Raw genomic sequence first — 23077 nt, 5'->3', positions numbered from 1 at the left:
ATGCAGTCCGTAGCCCAGGCCGTCGAACGTCTCGACGCACTCGCCGCCACCGACACCGTCGACGTCCTCGCACGGGCGTTCGCCGCCGCCGGTCACGAGCTCGCCCTCGTCGGCGGGCCCGTCCGCGACGCCTTCCTCGGCCGCCCGGTGACCGACCTCGACTTCACCACCGACGCACGTCCGGACGAGATCCTGGCGATCGTCGGACCCCTCGCGAAGACGACGTGGGACGTCGGGCGCCAGTTCGGCACCATCGCCGCACTGGTCCGGGGCGAGCAGGTCGAGATCACGACCTACCGCAGCGACGTCTACGACGGCGAGACCCGCAAGCCCGAGGTCACCTTCGGCGACACCATCGAGGACGACCTGCTCCGTCGCGACTTCACCGTCAACGCGATGGCGCTCCGACTCCCCCAGCGGGAACTCGTCGACGTGCACGGCGGTGTCGAGGACCTGCTCGCCGGGCGTCTGGCGACCCCGCAGGCTGCCCCGATCTCCTTCCGCGACGACCCGCTCCGGATGATGCGGGCGGCACGGTTCACGGCGCAGCTCGGGTTCACGGCGTCCGACGACGTCCGGGGCGCGATGTCCGACCTCGCCGACTCGATCGACATCGTCTCCGCCGAGCGCGTGCGGGACGAGCTCGTGAAGATGCTCAACACGTCCGACCCGGTCGAGGGGCTCCGGCTCCTCGTCGACACCGGGATCGCCGAGCGGATCCTGCCCGAGCTGCCGGCGATGAAGCTCGAGATCGACGAGCACCACCACCACAAGGACGTGTACGAGCACTCGCTCACGGTCCTGACCCAGGCGATCGGGTACGAGGCGGAGCGTCACCCCGGCGACGCCCCCGACACCGTGCTCCGGCTCGCCGCGCTCCTGCACGACATCGGCAAGCCCGCGACCCGCAAGCTCGAGCCCGGCGGCGCGGTGAGCTTCCACCACCACGACCTGGTCGGGTCCAAGCTCGCGAAGAAGCGCCTGCGGGCGCTGCGGTTCGACAACGACACGATCGCCTCGGTCGCGCGCCTGATCGAGCTGCACCTCCGGTTCTTCGGGTACACCGAGGGCGCCTGGACCGACGCCGCCGTCCGCCGCTACGTCCGCGACGCCGGCGACCAGCTCGAGCGGTTGCACGAGCTCACCCGCTCCGACGTCACCACCCGGAACCGTCGGAAGGCGGACCGGCTCGGCTTCGCCTACGACGACCTGGAGGCCCGGATCGCCGTCCTCGCGGAGCAGGAGGAACTCGACTCCATGCGTCCGGACCTGACGGGCGACGACATCATGCGCATCCTCGACATCCCGCCGGGGCGGGCCGTCGGCGAGGCGTACCGCTTCCTGCTCGAGGCGCGGATGGACGAGGGGCCGCTCGGTCCCGAGGACGCCGAGGCGCGCCTCCGCGCCTGGTGGGCGTCCCGCGACGCGTCCGCCTGACCGGCACCGGTCGCTCTGCACAGCCGGTGGCGCGCCTCCAGGCCGTCCGCTACGATGGGCAGGTTGTCTCGCGCGCATGCAGCGTGCCGAGACACATGCATCAACCCTCCTGCCCCGGGAACTGCCCGGGGCCGCTGAGACCAGAGGAGGTGGGTTCCGCATGCACCAGTACGAACTGATGGCGATCCTCGACCCCGAGATCGATGAGCGCACCGTCGCTCCCAGCCTGGACAAGTTCCTCGCGGTCATCCGCAACGACGGTGGCACCGTCGACAACGTGGACGTCTGGGGCCGTCGCCGGCTCGCGTACGAGATCGCGAAGAAGAACGAGGGCATCTACGCCGTCGTGAACTTCACGTCGTCCGCCGACTCCGCCAAGGAGCTGGACCGCCAGCTCGGTCTCTCCGAGGCCGTCCTGCGCACCAAGGTCCTCCGCGCCGAAGAGGGCATGGCCCAGGTCGCCGCTCAGAAGGAGCGCGACGAGGCCCGTGCCGCCCGCAAGGCCGCCAACGCGTCGGCTTCGGCCGCCACGACCGCGAGCGCCGAGTAGCCCGTGGCCGGCGAAACCGTCATCACGGTGGTGGGCAACCTCACCGCGGACCCGGAGCTGCGCTACACGCAGAACGGGCTCGCCGTGGCGAACTTCACCATCGCGTCGACCCCTCGCACGTTCGACCGTCAGGCGAACGAGTGGAAGGACGGCGACGCGCTGTTCCTCCGTGCGAGTGTGTGGCGCGAGTTCGCCGAGCACGTGGCGGGGTCGCTGACGAAGGGCTCGCGCGTCATCGCGCAGGGCCGTCTCCGTCAGCGTTCCTACCAGGACCGTGAGGGTCAGCAACGGACGAGCATCGAGCTCGAGGTCGACGAGATCGGCCCCTCGCTCCGGTACGCGACCGCCCAGATCACCCGTGCACCGGGTGGCAGCGGCGGTGGCGGCGGGCGCGGCCAGGTCGGCGGCGGGGGCAACTCCGGCGGTGGCTTCGGCGGCAACTCCGGCGGCGGCGGTCAGTCCGACGCACCGTGGTCCCCGCAGGGTGGTCAGCAGGGCGGCGGCAACGCACAGTCGAACGACGTGTGGAGCACCCCCGGCGGCACCTACGACGACGAGACCCCGTTCTGATCCGCGACCACACGGTCTGACGGACACACAACTTCTCTCTCTGTAAGGAAGAACAATGGCTGGAAAGAGCACCGGCGACCGCCGGAAGCCTCGCGGCAAGGGCGGCAAGAACGCCGCTCCCGCGAAGGCGATCAAGGTCGGCGTCATCGACTACAAGGACGTCGCGACCCTGCGCAAGTTCATCTCGGAGCGTGGAAAGATCCGCGCCCGTCGCATAACCGGCGTCTCCGTCCAGGAGCAGCGCCTCATCGCCCGTGCCGTGAAGAACGCCCGTGAGATGGCGCTCCTCCCCTACGCCGGCTCCGGCCGCTGATCGGAGGTCGACACATGTCGAAGCTCATCCTCACCCACGAGGTCTCCGGCCTCGGTTCCGCCGGTGACGTCGTCGACGTCAAGAACGGCTACGCCCGCAACTACCTGATCCCGCAGGGCTTCGCCGTGTCGTGGTCGAAGGGCGGCGAGAAGCAGATCGAGTCGATCCGTGCAGCTCGCACCGCGCGCGAGCTCGCCACCATCGAAGAGGCACAGGACCTCAAGATGAAGCTCGAGAACGCCACCATCCAGCTGTCGGTCAAGGCCGGCAAGGACGGTCGTCTGTTCGGCTCCGTCCGCCCGGCTGACGTCGCTGACGCCGTCCAGGCGCAGGGCGTCGGCTCGCTCGACAAGCGCAAGGTCGAGGTCCCCGCGACCATCAAGACCGTCGGTGACCACGAGGCCACCGTGCGTCTGCGCGAGGACATCGTCGCGACCATCTCGCTGAAGGTCGTCGCCGCGAAGTAGCAGCACACAGCACCGCCGGAGGGCGGGTCTCCCACCACGGGAGGCCCGCCCTCCGTCGTTCCCGCACCGGGTGCACGACTGCGCCCTGCACGGTTGCCCTCCCGGCGTGTCGGAAGGGGTCGGGACCGCTCCGGAGGCCCTGGTCGGCTGAGCGGTCCCGGCGCAAGGAACACCGATGGCCGGTTACCGCCGGCCCCCGCCCGGCGCCTGGGAGCCACCCGAGTGGAACCGGATCACGAGGCCGTTTGTCAAGTCGGTTCTGCACAGTGGGAGGCTCGTAGGTGAACCTTCGACTCGCAGTTGAAGTCGAGTTCTCCACACACGGTGTGGAACGAGAAAGCCCCGATCAGCAGTCGAAAGTGTGTTCTCCCGCGGAGTTCTCCACAGCGGAGTGCACAACCATCCACACAGGTCTCCGGCGTGTTCCGCAATCGTTCCACAGAGTTGTCCACAGGGCCTGTTGCTGGGGATAACTCTGTACCCGTAGCGTGAGCCAGCGACTCGGGGATGTCGGTCGCCCGGGGTAGAACTGCTCGGTGGGGGACGGTTCGGCGGGTCGTCCGCCAGCACCGCCATGGACACCACACCGCCGTGAGCACCGCCCCGCCGTGAGCACCGCCCCGCCATGAACACCGCCCCGCCATGAACACTGAGGAGCACCTGTGTCGATCGCGCATCTGGAGCCGGCCCCCCGGGAGTACGCCGAGCGGAACGCCGACCGGACTCCCCCGCACGACATGCTCGCGGAGCAGTCGACGATCGGCGGCATGATGCTGTCGAAGGACGCCGTCGCCGACGTCATCGAGACCGCCCGCGGTGTCGACTTCTACATCCCCAAGCACGAGGTCATCTTCGACGCGATCCTGTCGCTGTACTCGCACGGTGAGCCGACCGACGTCATCGCCGTCACCGACGAGCTGACGAAGACGGGCCTGCTGTCCCGCGGCGGTGGCGCCGAGTACCTGCACAGCCTGACGAGCATGGTGCCGACCGCGGCCAACGCCGGCTACTACGCCGCGATCGTCGCCGAGAAGGCCGTCCTCCGCCGCCTGGTCGAGGCCGGCACCCGCATCGTGCAGATGGGCTACGCGAGCGAGGGTGAGGTCACCGACCTCGTCAACAGCGCGCAGGCCGAGGTCTACAACGTCGCCGGTGGCGTGCAGACCGAGGACTACGTCCCCCTGACCGAGGCCATCGGCACCGCCATCGACGAGATCGAGGCCGCGAAGGGCCGTGACGGGCAGATGACCGGCGTCCCGACGGGGTTCGCCCAGATGGACGCCCTGACGAACGGCTTCCACCCCGGACAACTCATCATCGTGGCCGCCCGACCCGCACTCGGGAAGTCGACCCTGGCGCTCGACCTGTGCCGCGCCGCCGCGCTGAAGCACAACCAGACCGCCGCGTTCTTCTCGCTCGAGATGGGTCGCGCCGAGATCGCCATGCGTCTGCTCTCCGCCGAGTCGAGCGTCCCGCTGCAGAACATGCGCAAGGGCACCGTCGACACCCGCGACTGGACCACCATCGCGCAGACCCGCGGGCGCATCAACGACGCTCCGTTCTTCATCGACGACTCCCCCAACATGACCCTCGTCGAGATCCGTGCCAAGTGCCGGCGCCTGAAGCAGCAGCACAACCTGAAGCTCGTCGTCATCGACTACCTGCAGCTCATGACCTCGGGCAAGAAGGTCGAGAGCCGCCAGCAGGAGGTGTCCGAGTTCTCCCGTGCGCTCAAGCTCATGGCGAAGGAGCTCCAGGTCCCCGTCATCGCACTGTCGCAGCTGAACCGTGGACCCGAGCAGCGTGCCGACAAGAAGCCGATGATCTCCGACCTGCGTGAATCCGGATCGATCGAGCAGGACGCCGACATGGTCATCCTGTTGCACCGTGAGTCGGCGTACGAGAAGGACAACCCGCGGCAGGGTGAAGCCGACCTGATCGTGGCGAAGCACCGCAACGGGCCGACGGACACCATCACGGTGGCGTTCCACGGGATGTTCTCGCGGTTCGTGGACATGCCGCAGTAGTGGAGTGTGAGACGGCGATGCCCCGGTCAAGCAGGACAGGGAAGTCGTCGTGGTTGTCGCCGCCAGTCGCGTACCGGTGGACGAGCGGCTTGCAGGACGGTCTCGCAGTACCGTTCCGGGATGGACTACTCCTTCTCCGCGCCGACCGCGATGGAGTTCAAGACGCTCTACGACGAGACTGGTTGGGGGGACTGGACTCTGGACCGATTCGAGCGCGCCCTGTCCGGGAGCTGGATCGTCTGCACCGTCAGGGATGACGCCGGCCGCCTGGTCGGCATGGGCAGGCTCATCAGCGACGGGGCGCTGCACGCCTTCGTGACCGAGATGATCGTCACCGAAGAGGCTCGAGGTGGAGGTATCGGCGGCCAAGTCCTCGCGCGCCTTGTCGACGAGGCACGTCGCCGCGGAGTGGACGACGTACAGCTCTTCGCGGCCCGAGGTCGGGCTGAGTTCTACGAACGCCACGGCTTCGAGCGCCGGGCCGAGAGCGGACCCGGCATGGACGTAGCGAGCGTTCGCTAGCCCATCCTCTACCGGGCGGCTGTCGTGAGCACCACGCGTCCGTCGTCGCAGCGTCGCCGGCCCAGCGGGACTCGACCTCCCGGATCGGTGCAGCTGGCGCGTCGATGGTCGCCGTGCCGTCTGCGGTTGCGAGACGATGCCGGGCAGCTCCGCAACGAACGCAGCACGCCCGGCGGCGCCTTGCCCACTACCGACGATGCTCAGTTCAGATGCGCGAAGCGCTGCGGACGGGACTGGGGTCTCCTGCCCTGCGGTCGAGCCGGTCGCGATCCAGTCCAGCCGACGCCCCCGGTCCTGTCGAGCCGTGACGAGGGATCGCATCACGTCCGCGGCCGGTTGCCCCCGGACGTGGTCGATGACCACGTCGACCTCGGCTGCCGCCTCACATCCGGTGCGGTCCCGCCAGCGATCATTCCGCTTCCGCCGACTGTCGAGTGAGCCGGCTACCGCATCGGTTCGTGGACGATGCTCACTGAGCGGTGAGCTGGCTCATGAAGGCGGTGAAGTCGCCGATTGCGTTGTGCTCGACGATCTGGCCGTCGCGGATGACGTCGACGGCGACGGCTTCGAGGCGGGTCGCGTTGCCGTTGGCGGGGATGCCGAACAGGTCACCGTTGCTGAAGGTGCCCTCGAGGACCCAGTGGGTGTAGACGGTGTCACCGTCGGCGGACTGGCCGAGGATCGTCATGGTCTGGTCGGGGACCGCGGTCTTCGCGGCGAGGTCGGAACCCATCCACATGTCCCTGTCCATCGCACCGCCGTTGGTGTGGTTGACCAGATCCTGGGAGATGTAGGTGTCGAACGCGGCCTGCAGATCGCTGGTGTTGTAGGCGTCGTAGAAGGCACGGGCGATGGTCTTGTTGTCGTCGGTGGTGCTCATGGTCTTGTCCTTCGGCTGGGAGTGTCGGTCAGTTGGCGGAGAGCAGCAGCGTGTTCAGGCTGGGGTCTCGGACGAGGAAGCCGGCGTCGGATTCCTCGATGGGTCCGTCGACGGTTCCGAGGACGTGGTCGAGGCGCTCGTGGGTGTCGAGGCGGAGGGTGAAGGCGCGCATGCGGGCGGTCCCTGCGGGGGATTGCGGTGCGCCGACGCCTTGCCAGGTGTTCACTGCGATGCGGTGGTTGAACGCGCCGCCGCCACCGAGGTCGCCCATGTGGAAGCGGGGTGCCCAGACGGCCTGGTTGAACCCGAACGTGCGGTAGAAACCGTAGGCGGCTTCGAGGTCCCCGACGTACAGGTGGACGTGGCCGATCTTGGTGCCCTCCGGCACCGGGAGTGTGATGTCGTCATCGGGCAGTGCGGCGAGGACGGCGCGGACGTCGAGCGGCTCACGACCGTTGGAACGGCTGCCGTCCTGGCGCAGCACGTACGGGCCGTTGTCGTCGAAGTGGAACCCGCGGAGACGTTCCGGCGTCTCGAGGGTGATCTCGACCGTGATGCCGTCCGGGTCGAGGAGGTAGATCGCCTTCGACATGATGTGGTCGGTCGGTGAGATCTGCCAGCCGACCCGGATGAGGCGGAGCAGGATCCGGGCGAAGTCGGCTTCTGTCGGCGGGTGCACGGCGAGGTGGTAGAGCCCGCTGTGGCCCTGCAGGAACCCGGTCTGGGCGCCCGGGTGGAGGGTGACGAGGGTCTGTGCCTTCGTGCCGAGCTCGACCTCGTCCTGGGACTCGGACCGTAGGACGAGACCGATGACATCGGTCCAGAACGCGGTGGAACGGCCGAGGTCGGTGACCTCGAGGTGCACGGCACCGAACTCCGCGACCTCACGGTCCGGCGTGCCAGGCGCGGCCGCGTTCGGGGCGGAACGCGGGTCCGAAGAAGTGTCGAGGGGGTTCATTGCTGCTCCTGCAGAGTTCGACGTCGGCGTGGGTCCCGGCCGCGCGAGCTGCTGCTGCCGGAACAGGGAGTTACTTGAACGATCAAGTAACGAGCATCACTGTACGCCATTTTGTTGAACTGTCAACAACCGTGTGCAGACCATTCCTGGTTGCTCGTCGCGGCAGGAGCGGGCCTGGATGCAGACGCCCGCCAGCTGGGCGACGAAGGTGTCGTCAGCTGGCGGGCGGGAAGAGGAGTCAGCGTGCGATCGGGAGGAACGTGCGGTAGATCGGCACCGCAACCGCCGTCGTCACGAGGTGCATGATGCCCAGCGCCACTCCCGCGGTGATCGCAGCGGAGCCACCACTGACGGCGAGGAGCACGTCGGGGATGAGGGAGAGCACCAGGACGACCGGGACGAGGATCGCGAGCGCGCGCCCAGCCGAACGTGTACGGCTGATGAGCGCCCACCCGATCGCGCCGATCAGGACCCCGACGACCGTGAAGGTGATGTAGGCCGGCGGCGTCAGGCCTTGCACTGCGGGGTCAGCGCCGGCCGCGAGGGCACTGACGGCGATGATCGCGTTGGCGATGCTGCCGATGACGGCTGCGAGGACAGTCGCGACGAGGACACCGCGGAGGCGGCTCGGGCGGCGGGTTGTCGTGTCGATCGTGCTCATGGGAGTTTCCGTTCTGGGAGGCGCGGCCGTATCGGACGAGCGGGCGCGGCGGAGCAACGGGCTGGCAAGTGCCAGTCCGGGCGGTCGGGGGTCTGTGGAGAATCGTCGGTCAGTCGTGAGCCACCGGCGCAGCGGCGGCGCGCGCCGCCGGACCGCAGTCGGCGTCCGGCGTCAGGAGGTTCGCGGCGATCGGCCGCAGGATCTCGGCGAGATCGCGGACCCGCTCGGGCGGGATCGCATCGAAGAACGCGCGTCGAGCCTCCTCGACGTGATGCGGAGCCGCTCGCTCGATGAGTGCTCGTCCGTCCACTGTCAGGGTGGCCACGAGCGAGCGCTTGTCCGTCTCGGACGGCACGCGACGCACCCACCCACGCTTCTCGAGCTTCGTCACCGCGTGTGACAGACGGGAGAGTGATCCGTTGGTGAGGAAAGCCAGGCTGCTCATCGGAGCACTGTCGTCGGGTGACTCGCTGAGCATCGCGAGGACGTTGTACTCGAAGCGGGTCATCGCGAAGTCACGCTTGAGCTGCGCGTCGAGCGCCGAGGGCAGCAGCTCGATGATCGCGAGGAGATCCATCCAGGCTGCCGCCTCGGTCTTGTTGAGCCAGCGCGGTTCGTCCATGCGCACATCGTCGCAGAAAAAACTTGACCGTTCAACAAAACGCTGTGTACTGTCGGCCTCGTTACTTCAACGTTCAAGCACAAGGAAGATCATGCTCATCGCACTCTGGATCATCAACGGCCTCCTGGCACTCGCGTTCCTCGGAGCCGGCCTGATGAAGCTGGCCCGTCCCGCGGAGGCCCTGGCCAGCAGCGGTATGGGCTGGGCGGCCGACTTCGCCAGCAGCCACGTCAAGCTCATCGGCCTCGCGGAGGTCCTCGGTGCCATCGGCTTGATCCTGCCGCTGCTGCTCGACGTCGCGCCGGTCCTCACCCCGATCGCCGCGATCCTCCTCGCTGTCCTCATGCTCGGCGCCGTGGTCGTCCACCTGCGCCGCAAGGAGTCCCCGGCGGCCCCGATCGTCCTGGCGATCCTCTCGATCGTCAGCGCGATCCTCGGCTTCGCCGCCCTCTGACCACACCTTCTCCAACCGCACCACCTCTGAAACAGGAGCACGCATCATGACCAGCATCAGCATCCTCGGCACCGGCAACATGGGCACCGCGATCGCCTCCGTCTTCTCCGATGGAGGAGCCACCGTCGAGTCGATCAAGCACAGCGACGAGCCCACCTCCTTCGCCGGCGACATCGTCGTCCTCGCGGTGCCGTACGCCGCCCTCCCCGAGATCGCCGACAAGTACAAGAGCGCCCTCGCCGGCAAGACCGTCGTCGACATCACCAACACCGTCGACTTCGCCACCTTCCAGCCGGTCGTCTTCGACGCCGGCAGCGGCGCCGCGGACCTCGCCGCCCGACTGCCCGAGTCGCACGTCGTCAAGGCGTTCAACACCAACTTCGCCGGCGCGCTGGCCGCGAAGAGCGTCGGCGGCAAGAGGACCGCCGTGCTCATCGCCGGCGACGACGCCGACGCGAAGGCCGCTCTCGGCGGCGCGATCACCGCCGGTGGCCTCGACGCCTACGACGCCGGCCCCCTCGCCCGTGCCCACGAGCTCGAGGGCATCGGCTACCTCCAGATGGGTCTCGCGGTCTCCGAGCAGATCAGCTGGACCGACGCCCTCGGGGTCATCAAGTGACGATCGCCGTCACCGGTGCGACCGGCAACCTCGGTCGCCTGATCGTCGAACACCTCCTCGCTCGTGGCGTCGCAGCCGACGACGTCGTCGCCATCGGCCGGAACGCCGAGCGCCTCTCCGCGCTGTTCGCTGACTCCGGTGTCCGCACCGCCGTTGCCGACTACGCCGATCCGGCGGCTCTCGCGTCCGCGTTCGACGGCGTCGAGACCCTGGTGCTGGTCTCCGGCAGCGAGGTCGGGCAGCGTGTGCCGCAGCACACCAACGCCATCCGCGCCGCGGAGCAGGCCGGCGTACAGCACATCGTCTACACCAGTGCTCCCCGCGCCGACACGTCGACGCTGTTCGTCGCTCCCGAGCACAAGGCCACCGAGGACCTCCTCGCGGCCTCGCTCGTCACGGCGACCGTGCTCCGGAACAACTGGTACAACGAGAACTACGAGCAGGCCTTCGCTCAGATCGCCGCGACCGGACAGTGGCTCGCCAGCAGCGGTACCGGACGGATCGCTTCGGCGGCTCGCTCCGACTACGCCGAAGCGGCCGCCGTCGTCGCTGCGACGGGTGCCCACCGTGGCGAGACGCTGGAACTCGCCGGTGTCACCGCCTGGGACGGCGCGGAGTTCGCCGCGACCGCAGGCCGCGTCCTCGGACGTGACGTCGCGTACGCCGACGTCTCGTCGGAGGAGCACCAGCAGGTTCTGGTGTCCGCCGGTCTCGACGAGGGCACCATCGGGTTCCTCGTCGGCCTCGACGCAGCCGTCGCCGCCGGCGCCCTCGACGGCCCCTCCCCGGTCCTCTCCACGCTGATCGGTCACCCGACCGTGACACTCGAGGAGACCTTCCGCAGGCTCCACACGGCCTGACCCATCCGCGGAACGACAACGCTCCGTGGTGCCAGACGACAGACGGCACCACGGAGCGTTCTCGTGTTCGTGACACCCGCTGCAGGTTCGGAGAACTCCCCGTGGAAGGGCCGTGCGGGGGACTTGCACTTTCTCCGTGGAAGTGCAAAACTGCAGAGTGTGAAGACATCTGAGCGGACCCGACTGCTTCGCCGTCGCATGATCGCCACCGCCCGTCGTCGGACGATCTCCGATGGGCTGAACGGCTTCACCATCGAGCAGCTCTGCGAAGAAGTCGGCGTGTCCCGTCGCACCTTCTTCAACCACTTCGCCTCCAAGGAGGACGTCGTACTCGGCATCGAACTCGGCGTCGAAGACGGCCTGGTGACCGCGTTCGCTGCCGGAACGGCCGTCGATCCAGATCTCGCCCCCATCGATGCGGCAGTCGCCCTGGCCATCGAGCACCTGCACGTCGTCGGCCTCGACCGCGGCGAAGAATCCCTCATGCGGGACGTGCTGGATCGCGAGCCGTCCCTCGTGGCCCGGTTCGTGTCCGCGACCGACCGGCAGATGGAGCTCGTCGGGGACGCCCTGCGCTCCCGGTTCGGATGGACCGACCCGACCGATGACCGCGGACGCCTGGTCGCCGAGATCGTCGGCGCGCTCCTCAAGGCGACCGCGTGGCGGTTCTTCGCCGACGAGGACGGACCACCGTTCGAAGACATCCTCCGGACCAACTTCCGCCTCGTCACGGCGATGGCGACCTCGGACGGCGCAACCGTGCCGACCAGCACGCCGCTCGGAGCGGCCCACTCGACAAACGAACTGGAGCACACCCCATGAGCTCGACCAAGAGCGCGACACGAGCAGGACGGTCAGACGGACCGCTCCTGCTCACCCAGCGCCGCATCTGGACCATCTTCTCGGCGCTCATCGCGGGCATGCTGCTCTCCAGCCTCGACCAGACGATCGTCTCCACCGCGATGCCGACCATAGTCGGCGAGCTCGGCGGTGTCGCGCACCAGGCGTGGCTGACCACCGGGTACCTGCTCGCCTCCACCATCGTGATGCCGATCTACGGCAAGTTCGGTGACGTGCTCGGGCGGCGGAACCTGTTCCTCATCGCCATCGCGCTGTTCACCATCGCATCGGCGGGCTGCGCGTTCGCCGGCGACTTCACACAGCTGATCGTGTGGCGTGCGGTGCAGGGCCTCGGTGGAGGTGGTCTGATGATCTTGTCGCAGGCGATCATCGCGGACATCGTCCCCGCCTCGCAGCGCGGCAAGTACCTCGGCCCGCTCGGTGCGATCTTCGGCCTCTCCGCCATCGGTGGCCCGCTCCTCGGTGGCTTCTTCGTCGACCACCTCACCTGGAACTGGGCGTTCTACATCAACATCCCCGTCGGGATCGCCGCGTTCTGCATCGCTTGGTTCGCACTGACCCTGCCGACCAAGAAGGCCGAGAAGAGGATCGACGTCCTCGGCGTGCTCCTGATGTCCTCTGCCACGACGTGCCTGGTGTTCTTCTCCGAGTTCGGCGGCAACAAGGACCACGGCTGGGATGCGCTCGAGACGTGGGCCTGGTTCGCGGGCCTCGTCGTCGCCGCTTCGTTGCTCGTGCTCGTCGAGACCCGCGTCGAGGACCCGGTGCTCCCGATGTCCTTCTTCCGCAACCGCACCTTCCTGCTCGCGACCGGCATCGGTCTCGTGCTCGGTATCGGCATGTTCGCCGCCATCGGCTTCGTCCCGACGTTCCTGCAGATGGCGTCCGGCACCTCGGCCGCGGTCTCGGGTCTGCTGATGCTGCCGATGATGGTCGGCCTCATCGGGACCTCCATCGCGTCCGGCAACCTGATCTCGAAGACCGGTCGCTACCGCGCGTTCCCGATCGTCGGCACGATCCTCGTCGCGGCCGCGATGCTCTGCCTCACGCAGCTCGCCGCGGACACCCCGATCTGGCTGATCTGCTTGTACCTGTTCGTCTTCGGCGCGGGCCTCGGCCTGATCATGCAGGTCGTGGTCCTCGTCGCGCAGAACGCGGTGCCCGCATCGCAGGTCGGGACCGCCACCTCGACGAACAACTACTTCCGCGAGGTCGGTGCATCGCTCGGCACGGCCGTGTTCGGTGCACTGTTCACCGCACGGTTGACCACGTCGCTGACCGACGTGTTCCGCGGCGCCGGCGGTTCCGCGACCGATGCCGCGTCCTCGGCGGGCAGCATCGACCCGGCGACCGTGGCGAAGCTGCCAGAGGCGGTACAGGACGGCATCGTCAACGCGTACGCCGACTCCCTCGCGCCGGTGTTCTGGTACCTGCTGCCCTTCATCGCCGTCGCGTTCCTGCTCGCCCTGTTCCTGCCGCAGATCAAGCTCTCCGACACGGCCGGCATGGTCGCTCGTGGCGAAGCCATCGGCGGCGCAGAAGCCGACGAACTCGAGAAGGCGCGACAGGACGCCGCCGCCGGTGGGCACTCAGTCGCAACGGCAGGCCCCTCCGTTCCGGACTCCGTCCGATCCGGGGCGCCGCGCGACGAGTAGCCGGGACGCAGTGAGGAGGGCGCTGCGAGGCGCCCCCTCACTCCGTCCGTCGGACGCACCAGCGGAGACGCTCGACCCACAGATCACATCAGCAGCCCCGACCGAATGAGAGAGAGCACATCATGGCCGCCCCCCTCGGCATGCGCGTCCGGACCTGGGCGATGTCGACCCTCGTCACACGCATCATCCGGGCACCGAAGGTGGAGCTCACTTCCCGTGCCGTTCCCGACAACGAGATCGTGCACGTCCCCACCCGTCACGGTTCGATCCGCTGCTCCATCACGCGGCCTCCCGCTGACGCCCCCCTCGCCGTGAACGGTGCCACGCCGCCGGTGGTCATCAACACCCACGGTGGTGGGTTCGTGATCGGGAACCCGCTGCAGGACAACCACCTCGCTCGAGGGATCGCGGGCGAAGTGGGCAGCGTCGTCGTGAACGTGGACTACAGCACATCACCGAGAGCCCGGTTCCCGCAGGCGTTGGAGGAGTGCTTCGACGTGCTCACGTGGGTCGCCCGCTCCGGGGAGACCATGGGGTGGGACGGTACCCGGATCGCGGTGACCGGCAGCAGCGCAGGTGGGAACCTCGCCCTCGGCACCCTCACGCAATCGACACGCGAGCATGGCCCTGCTGTTCGCGCTGCCGCCCTCATCGTTCCCGCCGTGGACCTGTCGATCCCGCCCGCCGGAGCGACCTTCCTGATCGAGAAGCCGTTCGTCAACGCCGGGATGCTCGAGATGGTCGACGCGGCCTACCCGCTGCCGAGCACGGACCGCAAGAACCCGCTCGTCTCGCCCGCTTTCCTCCCCGAGGCGGAGCTCCGCGCACTGCCACCGACCCTGGTCGTCACCGCGGAGTACGACACGCTCCGTCCCTCGATCGAGGAGTTCACCGCGCATGCTGTGGAGGTCGGTGCGCCGGTCGAGACCCGACGGTTCGACGGGGTCGATCACGACTTCTACTACGCCGGCTCCACCCCGAAGGCGACGCTCGACACGCTCATGGCCGCGTTCACCACGCACCTCCTCGAACACCTCCGCTGACCCGCGCGTTCCAGGGCGTTGCAGCGCGGGCGGGCTCGTCAGCGGGAGATGATGCTCCGCGCTGCGCTCTCGAGGAGCATCGACGTGGCCAGCACCATGAAGCCCGCGAACCGCAACACCGCGCTCGTGGTGGCGACCGCTGCCCAGAGCGGCAGCAACGGCACGCGCGCGATCGTCCCCGCTCGAGAACGGTGGATCTGCTGGTCGTACCCGTCATCGAGCTCCGCCGGCGTCGAGACGAACATCGCCGCCGTGGCAGATGGAGCGGGAAGAAGCGTGGTCATGAGGTGTCCCTTCATCGGTGCGACTGGTGAACAGCATCAGCGCAGCGACACCCGCCGGCGTCGTTCCCCGGAACTGGAGAACCTGATGCAGATGGAGTACATGTCCGGCACCGGCCTCCCTCAGACTCAAGGGATGACCGTTCCGACGCCCAGCGTGTCCGCGACGCCGCGCCCGCTGTGGCTGCGCGCGCAATCTGTGCTCGAGCGCCTCCCGCTGTGGGTGAGCGTGACCGCGATGATCGTGGAACTGGTCGTCATCGCCACCGACGGCGATGGTCTGCTCGCCGGTGTCGGCGCACTCGTGACCCTCACCGGAGCGCTCGTCGCCGTCCGGCTGCCGCAGGTCGGTCTCGCGTTGACGATGGCTGGCGTCGTCGTGGTGATCGTCGGAGGGCGGGACCCGATCGGTGAATGCACCGTCGTGGTGTTCGTCCTGTTCGCACTCACTCTGCGCGGCTTGCCGCCCACGCGCAGCACCGGGATCACGGCGCTGGCGATGGCCGTCATCTTCGGGCTCGCGAGTTTCCTGTCCGCTGGCCGCGCGGTCGGTCTCGACGCCGTCGCGGTCATCGTCGCCGTCGTCGCCGGTGGTGCCGTGGGCGCGGCGCTGCGGCTGCAGCGCCAGTACTGGGAGTCGCTCGAGCAGCGCACCCGCGACGCGATCGCGACGCGGGAGGCCGAAGCTGAGCGGCGAGTGGCGGAGGAGCGGGTCCGCATCGCCCGTGACCTGCACGACATCGTCGGCCACCAGGTCGCCGTCGTGAGCATGCACCTCGGCGCGGTCGAGGTCACCGCCGGCCGTGACGACGCCGCGACCCAGCGGTCGCTGGTCGCGGCGCGCACAGCGGTGCAGTCGATCCTCAGTGACACGCAACGGACGCTGGCCATGCTCCGCAGCGACGACGCCGACGACGATCACGCGGGGCGCCCGACACCCGGCCTGTCGAGCATCGACGAGCTGGTCTCCTCGTTCCGGGACGCCGGCCTGTCGATCGACGTGCAGATCACCGACCAAGCTCGCCGAGCGCACGAGGCCGTCGGGGTGACGGTGTTCCGGGTGGCGCAGGAAGCGTTGACGAACGCGCACCGGTACGGCACCGGTGAGGCCGCGCTGACGGTGCTGACGGACGAGGCCGACCTGATCATCAGCGTCACGAACCCGGTCGCGTCCACGCCGCCGACCGCCCACGGCAGCGGGTACGGACTCGTCGGCATGCGCGAACGCGTCGAGTCTGCCGGCGGAACCCAGCAGCTCGGCGCCGACGATGATGTCTTCACCGTCACGGCACGGATCCCATGGAACGAAGGAGCAACCCCGTGACACGCGTGCTGCTGGTCGATGACCAAGAGATGATCCGTCTCGGACTGCGGACCATCATCGACGTGCACCCGGACTTCGCCGTGGTCGGTGAAGCAGGGGACGGGTTCGCCGCCCTCGCGTTCCTCCGGGACCACGATGTCGACCTCGTCCTCATGGACGTCCGCATGCCCGGGATCGACGGCGTCGAGACGACGCGACGCATCCGGGAGCGGATCCCGTCCGAACAGACCCGCATCGTCGTCCTGACCACCTTCGAGCACGACGACACCGTCCTCGCCGCGCTCCGGGCTGGCGCGAACGGGTTCCTCGGCAAGGGCGTCGGACCAGCTGAGCTGATCGCGAGCCTGCAGGAAGTCATCGGCGGGGGAGGTGCCCTGTCCGCAGCTGCCTCTGCCGCGCTCATCGGGCACGTCACCGACAGCCCGAGCCGTGTCATCGACGCCGACCTCGCCGACCGGTTCACTGCCCTGACAGCCCGCGAACGGGACGTCGTCCTCAGCATCGCAGAGGGCCACGACAACGACTCCATCGCAGCGGAGTTGTTCGTCTCACCGTTCACCGTGAAGACCCACGCGAGCCGTGCGATGGCGAAGGTCGGCGCCCGCGACCGGGCCCAACTGGTCGCGTATGCCTACCGAGCCGGCCTCATCGCCTGACCCGACCACCTGGTCGTTTCCTCTACCCATCGCTCAGCCAGCGGAGGATGCCCGAGCGTTGTCGCCTGTCTTGACAGTGCGAGCGGGGGGCAGGATCTACTGCAGATGAAGTAGTTCGGACGGTGCAAAAGGAGGCCGTACCGAAGCGTCCCGGACGGGATCGTTGACGTTGTCCGCACCTCGCGGACCACGACGACGAAGGAAACCGCATGTCCACGTTCCTGTCCCACCTCGGGCGCTTCAGTGCCCGGTTCCGATGGCTGGTGATCGGAGCGTGGCTCCTGATCATGGCCGTGCTGATCGGCATCTTCGTCGTCGGCAGCGGCATCGAGAAGGACGCCGCGACCACGAGCATCCCCGACACCAAGGCCTCGCAGGCGTTGGAGCGGATGAACAAGGAGTTCCCCTCGACAACCGGCTCGGACACCGCGTCCCTGCAGTTGGTGTTCCAACCGGAGTCCGGCGACGTCACGGACGCGTCGACAGCGAAGCAGATCGAGTCGTTCCTCGCGAAGGCCGACAAGGTCGACGGGGTTCAGTCCGTCAGCGACCCACTGAACGCCGAACAGCCGTACATCTCGAAAGACCGCACGATCGCCGTCGCCACGGTGACCTACGGTGACCTGACGAAGGCCCAGCAGACGACGTTCTACGACGCGGCCCTCGACCTGCAGGAGAACGCTCCTCCGGCGCTCGGCGTCGAGCTCGGCGGGAACCTCGTTCCCCTCGGCGCCCCGGCCACCGGCCCGGGTGAAGGCGCCGGCGTCATCATCGCGTTCATCATCCTCGCGATCACGTTCGGCTCGCTCCTCGCCGCGGGCATCAACCTCCTCGTCGCCGTCTACGGCGTCGGCGTCGGCCTGATCGGTGTCCTCGCCTACGGCGCACTCACCCCGATCGGTGACAACGCGATCATCCTCGCGACCATGCTCGGCCTCGCCGTCGGGATCGACTACAGCCTCTTCATCCTGTCCCGCTTCAAGACCGAACTCCGCTCCGGACGGAGGGTCGACGACGCGATCGCCCGGGCAACCGGTACCGCCGGCACCGCCGTGGTCTTCGCCGGCATGACCGTCGTCGTCGCCCTCGTCGCGCTCCTGGTCGCGAACCTCAGCTACATCACCGAGATGGGTGTCGCCGCCGCCTTCGCCGTCGCCGTCGCCGTCCTGCTCTCGCTCACCCTGCTGCCGGCACTGATGCGGTTCATGGGTGTGAAGGCCCTGTCGAAGAAGCACCGTGCGGCTCTGCAGCGCGGGGAACTCTTCACCGAAGACGGCCCGCAGAAGCGCGGCGTCCTCCGCTCGTGGGGCAGCTTCGTCGTGAAGCGCCCGATCGTGTCCCTCCTGGGCGGGGTGCTCGTCCTCGTCGTCGTCGCGCTCCCCATGCTCAGCATGAAGACCGCCTCCAACGTCCCTGGCGGATCCGACCCGGAATCCACCGAACGCACCGCCTACAACCTCATCGTCGACGAGTTCGGCGGCGTCCAGAGCCCCCTGATCGTCCTGGCCGAGGGCGACGACATCACCTCGAAGACCGCCGCGATCGAGAAGGAACTCACCGCTCTCGATGGCGTGCAGCAGGTCGTTCCCGCTCAGGTCAGCTCCGACGGCGACTACGCGCGCATCACCGTCATCCCGACCGAAGGGCCGATCGACGACTCGACCAAGGACCTGGTGCACCAGATCCGTGACGACGCGGACACCATCAGCGGCGCGCACCTCGAGGTCACCGGTGAGACCGCGATCGGCATCGACTCCGACGACCAGCTCGCTCAGGCGCTGGTGAAGTACGTCATCGTCATCGTCGTCATCTCGATCATCCTGCTCATCGTCCTGTTCCGATCGCTCCTCATCCCCGTGATCGCGACGCTCGGCTACCTGCTCTCCGTCGGCGCATCCTTCGGCGCGAGCGTCGCGGTGTTCCAGTGGGGCTGGCTGGACTTCCTGCCCGCACCGCAGGGTGACCCGATGCTGAGCATCCTGCCGCTGCTGCTCGTCGGAGTGCTCTTCGGACTCGCGATGGACTACCAGGTGTTCCTCGTCTCCCGCATCCAGGAGATGTACCGCAAGGGCCTCGACCCGAAGCAGGCGATCCGCGAGGGCTTCTCCCGATCCGGACCCGTCCTCGTCGCCGCGGCGAGCATCATGATCGTCGTCTTCGGCGGGTTTGCCACCGGAGAGTTCGCGATCGGCGCCTCCATCGCGTTCGGTCTCCTCATCGGCGTCGCCGCGGACGCGTTCATCGTCCGCATGGTCCTCATGCCGGCTGCGCTGTCCCTCCTCGGACGCTCCGCCTGGTGGATCCCCAAGTGGCTCGACAAGGTCCTCCCCGACGTCGACGTCGAAGGCCACGCCCTCGACAAGCACGACGACGCGGCACCCGCCGCGCACGACCAGCCACGAGTCCTCGTCCGCTGACACTCCGAAGGGCCCCGGTGAACACACCGGGGCCCTTCGTCCTCCGCTCGTCGAACGAAAGTGACCAGCTGATGCAGCACCCCGTCCGCCCCGGAGACATCCACCTCCCCCCGACTCAGCCCATCGACATCACCGCCTACCTCGCAGCGGAAGCAGCCCGTGCGTCCGTCGAGGAAGGCTCCGCACCAAAGCTGAGCGGTCAGCATCCCGAACCGCCTTGCTGAGCACAGAAGCAGCTGGCAGCCGCTGCCCGAGTCGTGCGTGGTGAGCGACCGTAGACAGAGCGCTCAGACGGGAGACCGACCCTGTTGCAGGGCGACGCCGCCGGTGAGCGCGACATGGGTCAGCTCGCGACTTCGATGCTGTAGTTCGGCCAGCGACACGACCCTGCCAGGTCTCGCTTGAAGGCGTTTGACCTGGGGTTTTCCGCAGGCGACACGAGACGCTTCAAAAAGGTCACGACAACGAATCTGCAACCCGAGTCGGAATGCGACGTGACGCGACACTTTGCGTCGACGACCACAGTTGTCGTCCGCCAACTGACTTGTCCAACTGCCTCTCAACGTGTCTGAGATACCGACATGGACCGGTTGTTCGGCAGCGACGATGATGAGGCCCTCGTCGTGCTCGGGGCAGTGTTCGTGCTGAACTGCGCGACCGGTCGGTGGCCTCGGCTAGCCCTTCGACAGGGCCGGACCCGAGGCGCCCGGTCCCCTGGACCGGCACGACGGAGCCCCCGGGTCACCCCAGGCGCTTCGTCGTTCCCAGAAACAGTGTCTTGCTCCTCTCGTGGCCAGGGATTTTGGGGCTAGTTCGGCGGGGGAACCCGACTCTCGCAGCAGTCGCAAACGTCGACCCGGCACTCGTCGGCGTTGAGGGATTCGGCGGCGGTCGGATGGACATCGACAGCTTCGTACTACCTCCAGCAGCGCCGAACTGAGCCGTCGGGAGGTTCACGGATACCATCGACCCGTCGGGCACCCGCTGGTATCGCGCGTGTGTCAGGATCGCGGCGTGGCCGCGCCGACGGCCGGACGGGGACCCGATGACCGACGCGATGACAGCCAACGAAGGCCGGCCGACAGCGGAGGGCCGGTGGTGGATGGGGGCCCGGGTCGTTCTCGCCGCCGCGACGATCGGCGCTCTCGTGCTGCTTGCCGGCCTCATCGTCGCAGAGCAGCCAGGCCGTCCCGACCTGCGGACGGTCGCTGCCGATGGTGGTTGTGGCGGATGGTCCGAGGACAGGCCGGGGTTCGATGAGTCGGTGATGACCGTCGCGTTCCTCGTCGAGAACCCGTCGGCCGAGCCGGTGACGATCCGAGGGACCCGCATGACGTGGGACGCCGGACTCAAGTCGGTGCGCGTGCAACTCGCGCGACCGATCGTCGGCGTCGACGAGGGCGAGATGTTCGGCTACTTCTCCGACGACATCGACGCGGACCACGTGCTGCCGACCCGGGGCGCGGTCATCCCGGCGAATGGGGCGATCCGGGTCGCCGCCGAGATGCACCTCCGGCCGGGGGCGGACTCGGGGCACGTGACCGGGCTGCGGTTCCTGACGGACGGGCCGCTCGGCACACTGCGGACCACGACGCTGCCGGTCGGGGTGGGGATGATGGCACCGGACGTGAAGAGCTGCTGACGAGGAGGTCTCCGGCGCTCATTCGTCTGACGCGAGCAGCAGGTGGCTTGGCGCAGACGACAGCGCTCGGATCCGGGCGTGCGATCCATCTCGCACACATTTCAGGGATGGTCGCTGCTCTTGGTCCCGCCGCCTTCGGTCGCGAGCACCTCTCCGACGCGCCCTCGCACGCACGCCAGGTGTCCTCGGGCTGCTTCTATGATGCGAGCATCTGAGCCACGACCGCGTACAGCTCCTTGGGATCCCGGGCGAGCATCTGCTTGATCAACGCAGCCTGCTCGTCCACCACGACCTCGTAGTCGCCGCGCTCGACCCCGTCCAGGGTTGCGCGCGCCACGTCCGCCGGGTCGGTCTTGGCCATCAAAACACCCGCCGCCATCTCCGTGTCGGCTACTCCGAGATGCACGGACGTCACCGTTGTCCCTTGCCCGGCCAGCTCATGACGCAACGCGTTCCCCATGTTCCACAGGGCAGCTTTCGACACCGCGTAGGCGGAGGCCCCTGGCATCGCCATCCAGGAGGCGCCCGAGGCGATGTTCACGATGCTCCCACCGCCGTTCGCGGCCAGGACAGGTGCGAAGGAGCGGATGACGGAGAGGGTGCCCCAGACGTTCGTGTCCATATCGGCGTGCGCTGCGTCCAGATCGCCCAACAGGGTCGCTGTGGTCGCGATACCGGCGTTGTTGATCAACAGATCAACGTCGGTCGCTAGAGCGGCGGCCGCGGCGACGGACTCGGGGGAGGTGATGTCGAGGGCGAGGCGCTCCACACCCTGGAGGTCGATCAGTTCAGGACGTCGGGCGGTCGCGTACACGTTCGCCCCGCGTGCGACCAACTGGGCGGCGAGATGACGACCGATACCGCGGTTCGCGCCAGTGACGAGGGCAGTGGCTCCAGAGAGGTTCATGCCGCTACGCTAGAACCTGACATCAACGTGAGAATCAAGCCCAGGAGCCGAAGAATGCGGATCGGTGCACTTGCAGAACGCGCTGGCGTCAGCGTTCGGTCGCTTCGGTACTACGAGGAACAGGGACTCCTCGAGTCGGAGCGGACCACGGGCGGGCACCGGGAGTACCACGATTCCGACGTGACGCGTGTGCGCTTCATGCAGATGCTCTACGCAGCGGGCATGCCGAGTCGCCGAATCGTCGAACTCTTGCCGTTCCTCGACACCGGCGTCGCGACACCGACGATGCTCGACCACTTCGACGAGGAGAGCGATCGCATCCAACGCCAGATCGAGGACCTCACCGCCACCCACGATCGCCTCACACGGCTCCGCGACATCGCGGCGGAATCAGTCGCGGGGCGGCCACCAGAAGAGTGTCGCTCCTCAGCGAACGCAGCCGCCGCTTGACCGGGTCGTTCCCCCTGCCCGTGAGCACCACGCCCTGCGTGGCGCCGCGGTGTTTGCACCTGCAGGGCGGAGAGCCATCACAGTCGACAGTCGTTGTTCAAGTGTCAGAAACCCCGCTCGAACTCGGGGCTCGAGCGGGGTCGTGATCACGGATGTGCTGACGTCAGTTCTGTCCGCCGCCAACGAGCAACTGACTGCCGCTGACCCACCGCGCAAGCGGCACGACGAAGAACTCGACGGGGTCTGCGACGTCGTCGACTGAGCCCATTCGCGACCCGGTGGGGCTTGCACCCTGCACCAACGCGCGCAGCGAGTCATCCTCGGACACGGCGAGGAACGAACAACACCACCGACGGTCGAGTGGACACCGGCGGAGTGGCAGAACGAAGTCGTCCCGCTGCGGTGGCAGGCGGGACGGCTTCGTTCTGTCGGGGGACTACTGGGCAGCTACCGAGATGCTGCCGGTTCCTCGCTGGCGCTCGGTGGCTCGGTCGAGTCCGTGGCCTTCGGTGTCGAGGTTCGGGATGATCTTCTGCATCCAGCGGGGCATCCACCATGCGGCTTCACCGCAGAGGGACAGCAGTGCCGGCATGATCATCATCCGGACCAGGAAGGCGTCTGCCAGGACGCCGACGAGGAGTCCGACGGCGATGGAGGCAGCGACGGCCATCTCGCTGGTGGCGAAGCCGGCGAAGACGACGGCCATGATGGTCGCTGCGGCGACGAGGACGGCGCCGGACTTGGTGAAGCCGGAGTGCACCGCGTCCTCAGCAAGCTCACCTCCGTCGAGGACGAGATCACAGGGCTCAACCACGTCGAAGCCGTCGTGCCCGGCCAGATCACGAAGTCCGATGACGCCGCCCTGCTGACCGTCATCCCGACTGGCGGACCCATCGCCGAC

The 23077-nt window shown here is 68.1% G+C and carries 25 protein-coding genes; 18 read left to right on the top strand and 7 right to left on the bottom strand.

What is annotated here, in order from left to right:
- The 7 genes from DEI84_RS01565 to DEI84_RS01535 all read left to right on the top strand — a co-directional run bounded on the left by DEI84_RS01565 (position 1) and on the right by DEI84_RS01535 (position 5886).
- Positions 1-1437, top strand: a complete 1437-nt coding sequence (locus DEI84_RS01565; RefSeq protein WP_110825820.1) for a CCA tRNA nucleotidyltransferase — start codon at positions 1-3, stop codon at positions 1435-1437.
- Between the two features lie 160 nt (positions 1438-1597).
- Positions 1598-1987: a 30S ribosomal protein S6 gene (gene rpsF, locus DEI84_RS01560; RefSeq protein WP_110825785.1), complete on the top strand. Its 390-nt coding sequence runs from the start codon at positions 1598-1600 to the stop codon at positions 1985-1987.
- Positions 1988-1990: 3 nt separating this feature from the next.
- Positions 1991-2557: a single-stranded DNA-binding protein gene (locus tag DEI84_RS01555; RefSeq protein WP_110825786.1), complete on the top strand. Its 567-nt coding sequence runs from the start codon at positions 1991-1993 to the stop codon at positions 2555-2557.
- Positions 2558-2612: 55 nt separating this feature from the next.
- On the top strand, positions 2613-2870 hold the full coding sequence (gene rpsR / locus DEI84_RS01550; protein ID WP_056121021.1) for a 30S ribosomal protein S18: 258 nt from the start codon (positions 2613-2615) through the stop codon (positions 2868-2870).
- A 14-nt stretch (positions 2871-2884) separates the two neighbouring features.
- Positions 2885-3337 (top strand): 50S ribosomal protein L9, encoded by a 453-nt coding sequence (gene rplI / locus DEI84_RS01545; protein WP_110825787.1) that lies wholly within the window; start codon positions 2885-2887, stop codon positions 3335-3337.
- A 662-nt stretch (positions 3338-3999) separates the two neighbouring features.
- Complete coding sequence (gene dnaB / locus DEI84_RS01540) at positions 4000-5364, top strand: replicative DNA helicase (protein ID WP_110825788.1); 1365 nt, start codon at positions 4000-4002, stop codon at positions 5362-5364.
- A gap of 120 nt (positions 5365-5484) precedes the next feature.
- Complete coding sequence (locus tag DEI84_RS01535) at positions 5485-5886, top strand: GNAT family N-acetyltransferase (RefSeq protein WP_110826164.1); 402 nt, start codon at positions 5485-5487, stop codon at positions 5884-5886.
- 469 nt (positions 5887-6355) lie between these two features.
- On the opposite strand, the gene DEI84_RS01530 is transcribed toward DEI84_RS01535, so the two are convergent.
- From DEI84_RS01530 to DEI84_RS01515, 4 genes are all read right to left on the bottom strand, one after another.
- Positions 6356-6766, bottom strand: a complete 411-nt coding sequence (locus DEI84_RS01530; RefSeq protein ID WP_110889420.1) for an ester cyclase — start codon at positions 6764-6766, stop codon at positions 6356-6358.
- Between the two features lie 28 nt (positions 6767-6794).
- Positions 6795-7724 (bottom strand): VOC family protein, encoded by a 930-nt coding sequence (locus tag DEI84_RS01525; RefSeq protein ID WP_110889419.1) that lies wholly within the window; start codon positions 7722-7724, stop codon positions 6795-6797.
- Between the two features lie 238 nt (positions 7725-7962).
- A complete protein-coding gene (locus DEI84_RS01520) occupies positions 7963-8385 on the bottom strand; it encodes a DUF6069 family protein (protein ID WP_220032662.1) in 423 nt (140 codons plus the stop codon).
- 109 nt (positions 8386-8494) lie between these two features.
- Entirely contained in the window at positions 8495-9007 is a 513-nt protein-coding gene (locus DEI84_RS01515) for a MarR family winged helix-turn-helix transcriptional regulator (RefSeq protein WP_110889418.1), read from the bottom strand.
- A 91-nt stretch (positions 9008-9098) separates the two neighbouring features.
- Between DEI84_RS01515 and DEI84_RS01510 the strand changes: the two genes are divergently transcribed.
- The 6 genes from DEI84_RS01510 to DEI84_RS01485 all read left to right on the top strand — a co-directional run bounded on the left by DEI84_RS01510 (position 9099) and on the right by DEI84_RS01485 (position 14499).
- On the top strand, positions 9099-9461 hold the full coding sequence (locus DEI84_RS01510; RefSeq protein ID WP_110826189.1) for a DoxX family protein: 363 nt from the start codon (positions 9099-9101) through the stop codon (positions 9459-9461).
- Between the two features lie 46 nt (positions 9462-9507).
- The gene (locus tag DEI84_RS01505) at positions 9508-10080 is read left to right on the top strand and encodes an NADPH-dependent F420 reductase (protein WP_110889417.1); all 573 of its coding nucleotides are present in this window, start codon (positions 9508-9510) and stop codon (positions 10078-10080) included.
- A complete protein-coding gene (locus DEI84_RS01500) occupies positions 10077-10940 on the top strand; it encodes an SDR family oxidoreductase (protein WP_110889416.1) in 864 nt (287 codons plus the stop codon). Before DEI84_RS01505 ends, DEI84_RS01500 begins: the two co-directional genes overlap by 4 nt.
- Before the next feature lie 198 nt (positions 10941-11138).
- Positions 11139-11762, top strand: coding sequence for a TetR/AcrR family transcriptional regulator (locus DEI84_RS15550; RefSeq protein ID WP_181420298.1), 624 nt, complete (start codon positions 11139-11141; stop codon positions 11760-11762).
- Positions 11759-13456, top strand: a complete 1698-nt coding sequence (locus DEI84_RS01490) for an MDR family MFS transporter (protein WP_258371652.1) — start codon at positions 11759-11761, stop codon at positions 13454-13456. Before DEI84_RS15550 ends, DEI84_RS01490 begins: the two co-directional genes overlap by 4 nt.
- A gap of 122 nt (positions 13457-13578) precedes the next feature.
- Positions 13579-14499 carry an alpha/beta hydrolase gene (locus DEI84_RS01485; RefSeq protein WP_110889415.1) on the top strand — a complete coding sequence of 307 codons (921 nt, stop codon included), beginning with the start codon at positions 13579-13581 and terminating at the stop codon, positions 14497-14499.
- Between the two features lie 38 nt (positions 14500-14537).
- Here the strand turns inward: DEI84_RS01485 and DEI84_RS01480 are convergent, their stop codons facing one another.
- On the bottom strand, positions 14538-14783 hold the full coding sequence (locus DEI84_RS01480; RefSeq protein WP_146236276.1) for a hypothetical protein: 246 nt from the start codon (positions 14781-14783) through the stop codon (positions 14538-14540).
- Positions 14784-14916: 133 nt separating this feature from the next.
- Between DEI84_RS01480 and DEI84_RS01475 the strand changes: the two genes are divergently transcribed.
- From DEI84_RS01475 to DEI84_RS15425, 4 genes are all read left to right on the top strand, one after another.
- Positions 14917-16104, top strand: a complete 1188-nt coding sequence (locus tag DEI84_RS01475) for a sensor histidine kinase (RefSeq protein WP_146236275.1) — start codon at positions 14917-14919, stop codon at positions 16102-16104.
- Complete coding sequence (locus DEI84_RS01470) at positions 16101-16760, top strand: response regulator transcription factor (RefSeq protein WP_110889412.1); 660 nt, start codon at positions 16101-16103, stop codon at positions 16758-16760. The genes DEI84_RS01475 and DEI84_RS01470 overlap by 4 nt, the downstream gene beginning before the upstream one ends.
- A 209-nt stretch (positions 16761-16969) precedes the next feature.
- The gene (locus tag DEI84_RS01465; RefSeq protein ID WP_110889411.1) at positions 16970-19177 is read left to right on the top strand and encodes an MMPL family transporter; all 2208 of its coding nucleotides are present in this window, start codon (positions 16970-16972) and stop codon (positions 19175-19177) included.
- A 1267-nt stretch (positions 19178-20444) separates the two neighbouring features.
- Entirely contained in the window at positions 20445-20819 is a 375-nt protein-coding gene (locus DEI84_RS15425) for a hypothetical protein (RefSeq protein ID WP_146236274.1), read from the top strand.
- Positions 20820-21015: 196 nt separating this feature from the next.
- Here the strand turns inward: DEI84_RS15425 and DEI84_RS01455 are convergent, their stop codons facing one another.
- Positions 21016-21726 carry an SDR family oxidoreductase gene (locus tag DEI84_RS01455; RefSeq protein ID WP_110889409.1) on the bottom strand — a complete coding sequence of 237 codons (711 nt, stop codon included), beginning with the start codon at positions 21724-21726 and terminating at the stop codon, positions 21016-21018.
- A gap of 54 nt (positions 21727-21780) precedes the next feature.
- On the opposite strand from DEI84_RS01455, the gene DEI84_RS01450 reads away from it, so the two are divergent.
- Positions 21781-22176: a MerR family transcriptional regulator gene (locus tag DEI84_RS01450; RefSeq protein WP_110824419.1), complete on the top strand. Its 396-nt coding sequence runs from the start codon at positions 21781-21783 to the stop codon at positions 22174-22176.
- Positions 22177-22612: 436 nt separating this feature from the next.
- Here DEI84_RS01450 and DEI84_RS01445 read toward each other — a convergent pair whose 3' ends face one another.
- Positions 22613-22990, bottom strand: coding sequence for an MMPL family transporter (locus DEI84_RS01445; protein ID WP_258371650.1), 378 nt, complete (start codon positions 22988-22990; stop codon positions 22613-22615).
- Positions 22991-23077 lie beyond the last annotated feature (87 nt).

The sequence above is a fragment of the Curtobacterium sp. MCBD17_023 genome (genome assembly GCF_003224415.1).
GTDB lineage: Bacteria > Actinomycetota > Actinomycetes > Actinomycetales > Microbacteriaceae > Curtobacterium.
The sequence above is the reverse complement of the archived record's forward strand: the minus strand, read 5'-3'. Positions and strand labels throughout refer to the sequence as shown.

What these genes read in the sequence shown, in the direction of transcription:
- DEI84_RS01480 (WP_146236276.1), bottom strand. Translation starts at nt 14,783, where the DNA reads ATGACCACGCTTCTTCCCGCTCCATCTGCCACGGCGGCGATGTTCGTC.
- DEI84_RS01465 (WP_110889411.1), top strand. Translation starts at nt 16,970, where the DNA reads ATGTCCACGTTCCTGTCCCACCTCGGGCGCTTCAGTGCCCGGTTCCGA.
- rplI (WP_110825787.1), top strand. Translation starts at nt 2,885, where the DNA reads ATGTCGAAGCTCATCCTCACCCACGAGGTCTCCGGCCTCGGTTCCGCC.
- DEI84_RS15425 (WP_146236274.1), top strand. Translation starts at nt 20,445, where the DNA reads ATGACCGTCGCGTTCCTCGTCGAGAACCCGTCGGCCGAGCCGGTGACG.
- DEI84_RS01520 (WP_220032662.1), bottom strand. Translation starts at nt 8,385, where the DNA reads ATGAGCACGATCGACACGACAACCCGCCGCCCGAGCCGCCTCCGCGGT.
- DEI84_RS01530 (WP_110889420.1), bottom strand. Translation starts at nt 6,766, where the DNA reads ATGAGCACCACCGACGACAACAAGACCATCGCCCGTGCCTTCTACGAC.
- DEI84_RS01505 (WP_110889417.1), top strand. Translation starts at nt 9,508, where the DNA reads ATGACCAGCATCAGCATCCTCGGCACCGGCAACATGGGCACCGCGATC.
- DEI84_RS15550 (WP_181420298.1), top strand. Translation starts at nt 11,139, where the DNA reads ATGATCGCCACCGCCCGTCGTCGGACGATCTCCGATGGGCTGAACGGC.
- DEI84_RS01450 (WP_110824419.1), top strand. Translation starts at nt 21,781, where the DNA reads ATGCGGATCGGTGCACTTGCAGAACGCGCTGGCGTCAGCGTTCGGTCG.
- DEI84_RS01565 (WP_110825820.1), top strand. Translation starts at nt 1, where the DNA reads ATGCAGTCCGTAGCCCAGGCCGTCGAACGTCTCGACGCACTCGCCGCC.
- DEI84_RS01525 (WP_110889419.1), bottom strand. Translation starts at nt 7,724, where the DNA reads ATGAACCCCCTCGACACTTCTTCGGACCCGCGTTCCGCCCCGAACGCG.
- DEI84_RS01490 (WP_258371652.1), top strand. Translation starts at nt 11,759, where the DNA reads ATGAGCTCGACCAAGAGCGCGACACGAGCAGGACGGTCAGACGGACCG.
- DEI84_RS01515 (WP_110889418.1), bottom strand. Translation starts at nt 9,007, where the DNA reads ATGGACGAACCGCGCTGGCTCAACAAGACCGAGGCGGCAGCCTGGATG.
- DEI84_RS01475 (WP_146236275.1), top strand. Translation starts at nt 14,917, where the DNA reads ATGACCGTTCCGACGCCCAGCGTGTCCGCGACGCCGCGCCCGCTGTGG.
- rpsR (WP_056121021.1), top strand. Translation starts at nt 2,613, where the DNA reads ATGGCTGGAAAGAGCACCGGCGACCGCCGGAAGCCTCGCGGCAAGGGC.
- DEI84_RS01510 (WP_110826189.1), top strand. Translation starts at nt 9,099, where the DNA reads ATGCTCATCGCACTCTGGATCATCAACGGCCTCCTGGCACTCGCGTTC.
- rpsF (WP_110825785.1), top strand. Translation starts at nt 1,598, where the DNA reads ATGCACCAGTACGAACTGATGGCGATCCTCGACCCCGAGATCGATGAG.
- DEI84_RS01455 (WP_110889409.1), bottom strand. Translation starts at nt 21,726, where the DNA reads ATGAACCTCTCTGGAGCCACTGCCCTCGTCACTGGCGCGAACCGCGGT.
- DEI84_RS01485 (WP_110889415.1), top strand. Translation starts at nt 13,579, where the DNA reads ATGGCCGCCCCCCTCGGCATGCGCGTCCGGACCTGGGCGATGTCGACC.
- DEI84_RS01535 (WP_110826164.1), top strand. Translation starts at nt 5,485, where the DNA reads ATGGACTACTCCTTCTCCGCGCCGACCGCGATGGAGTTCAAGACGCTC.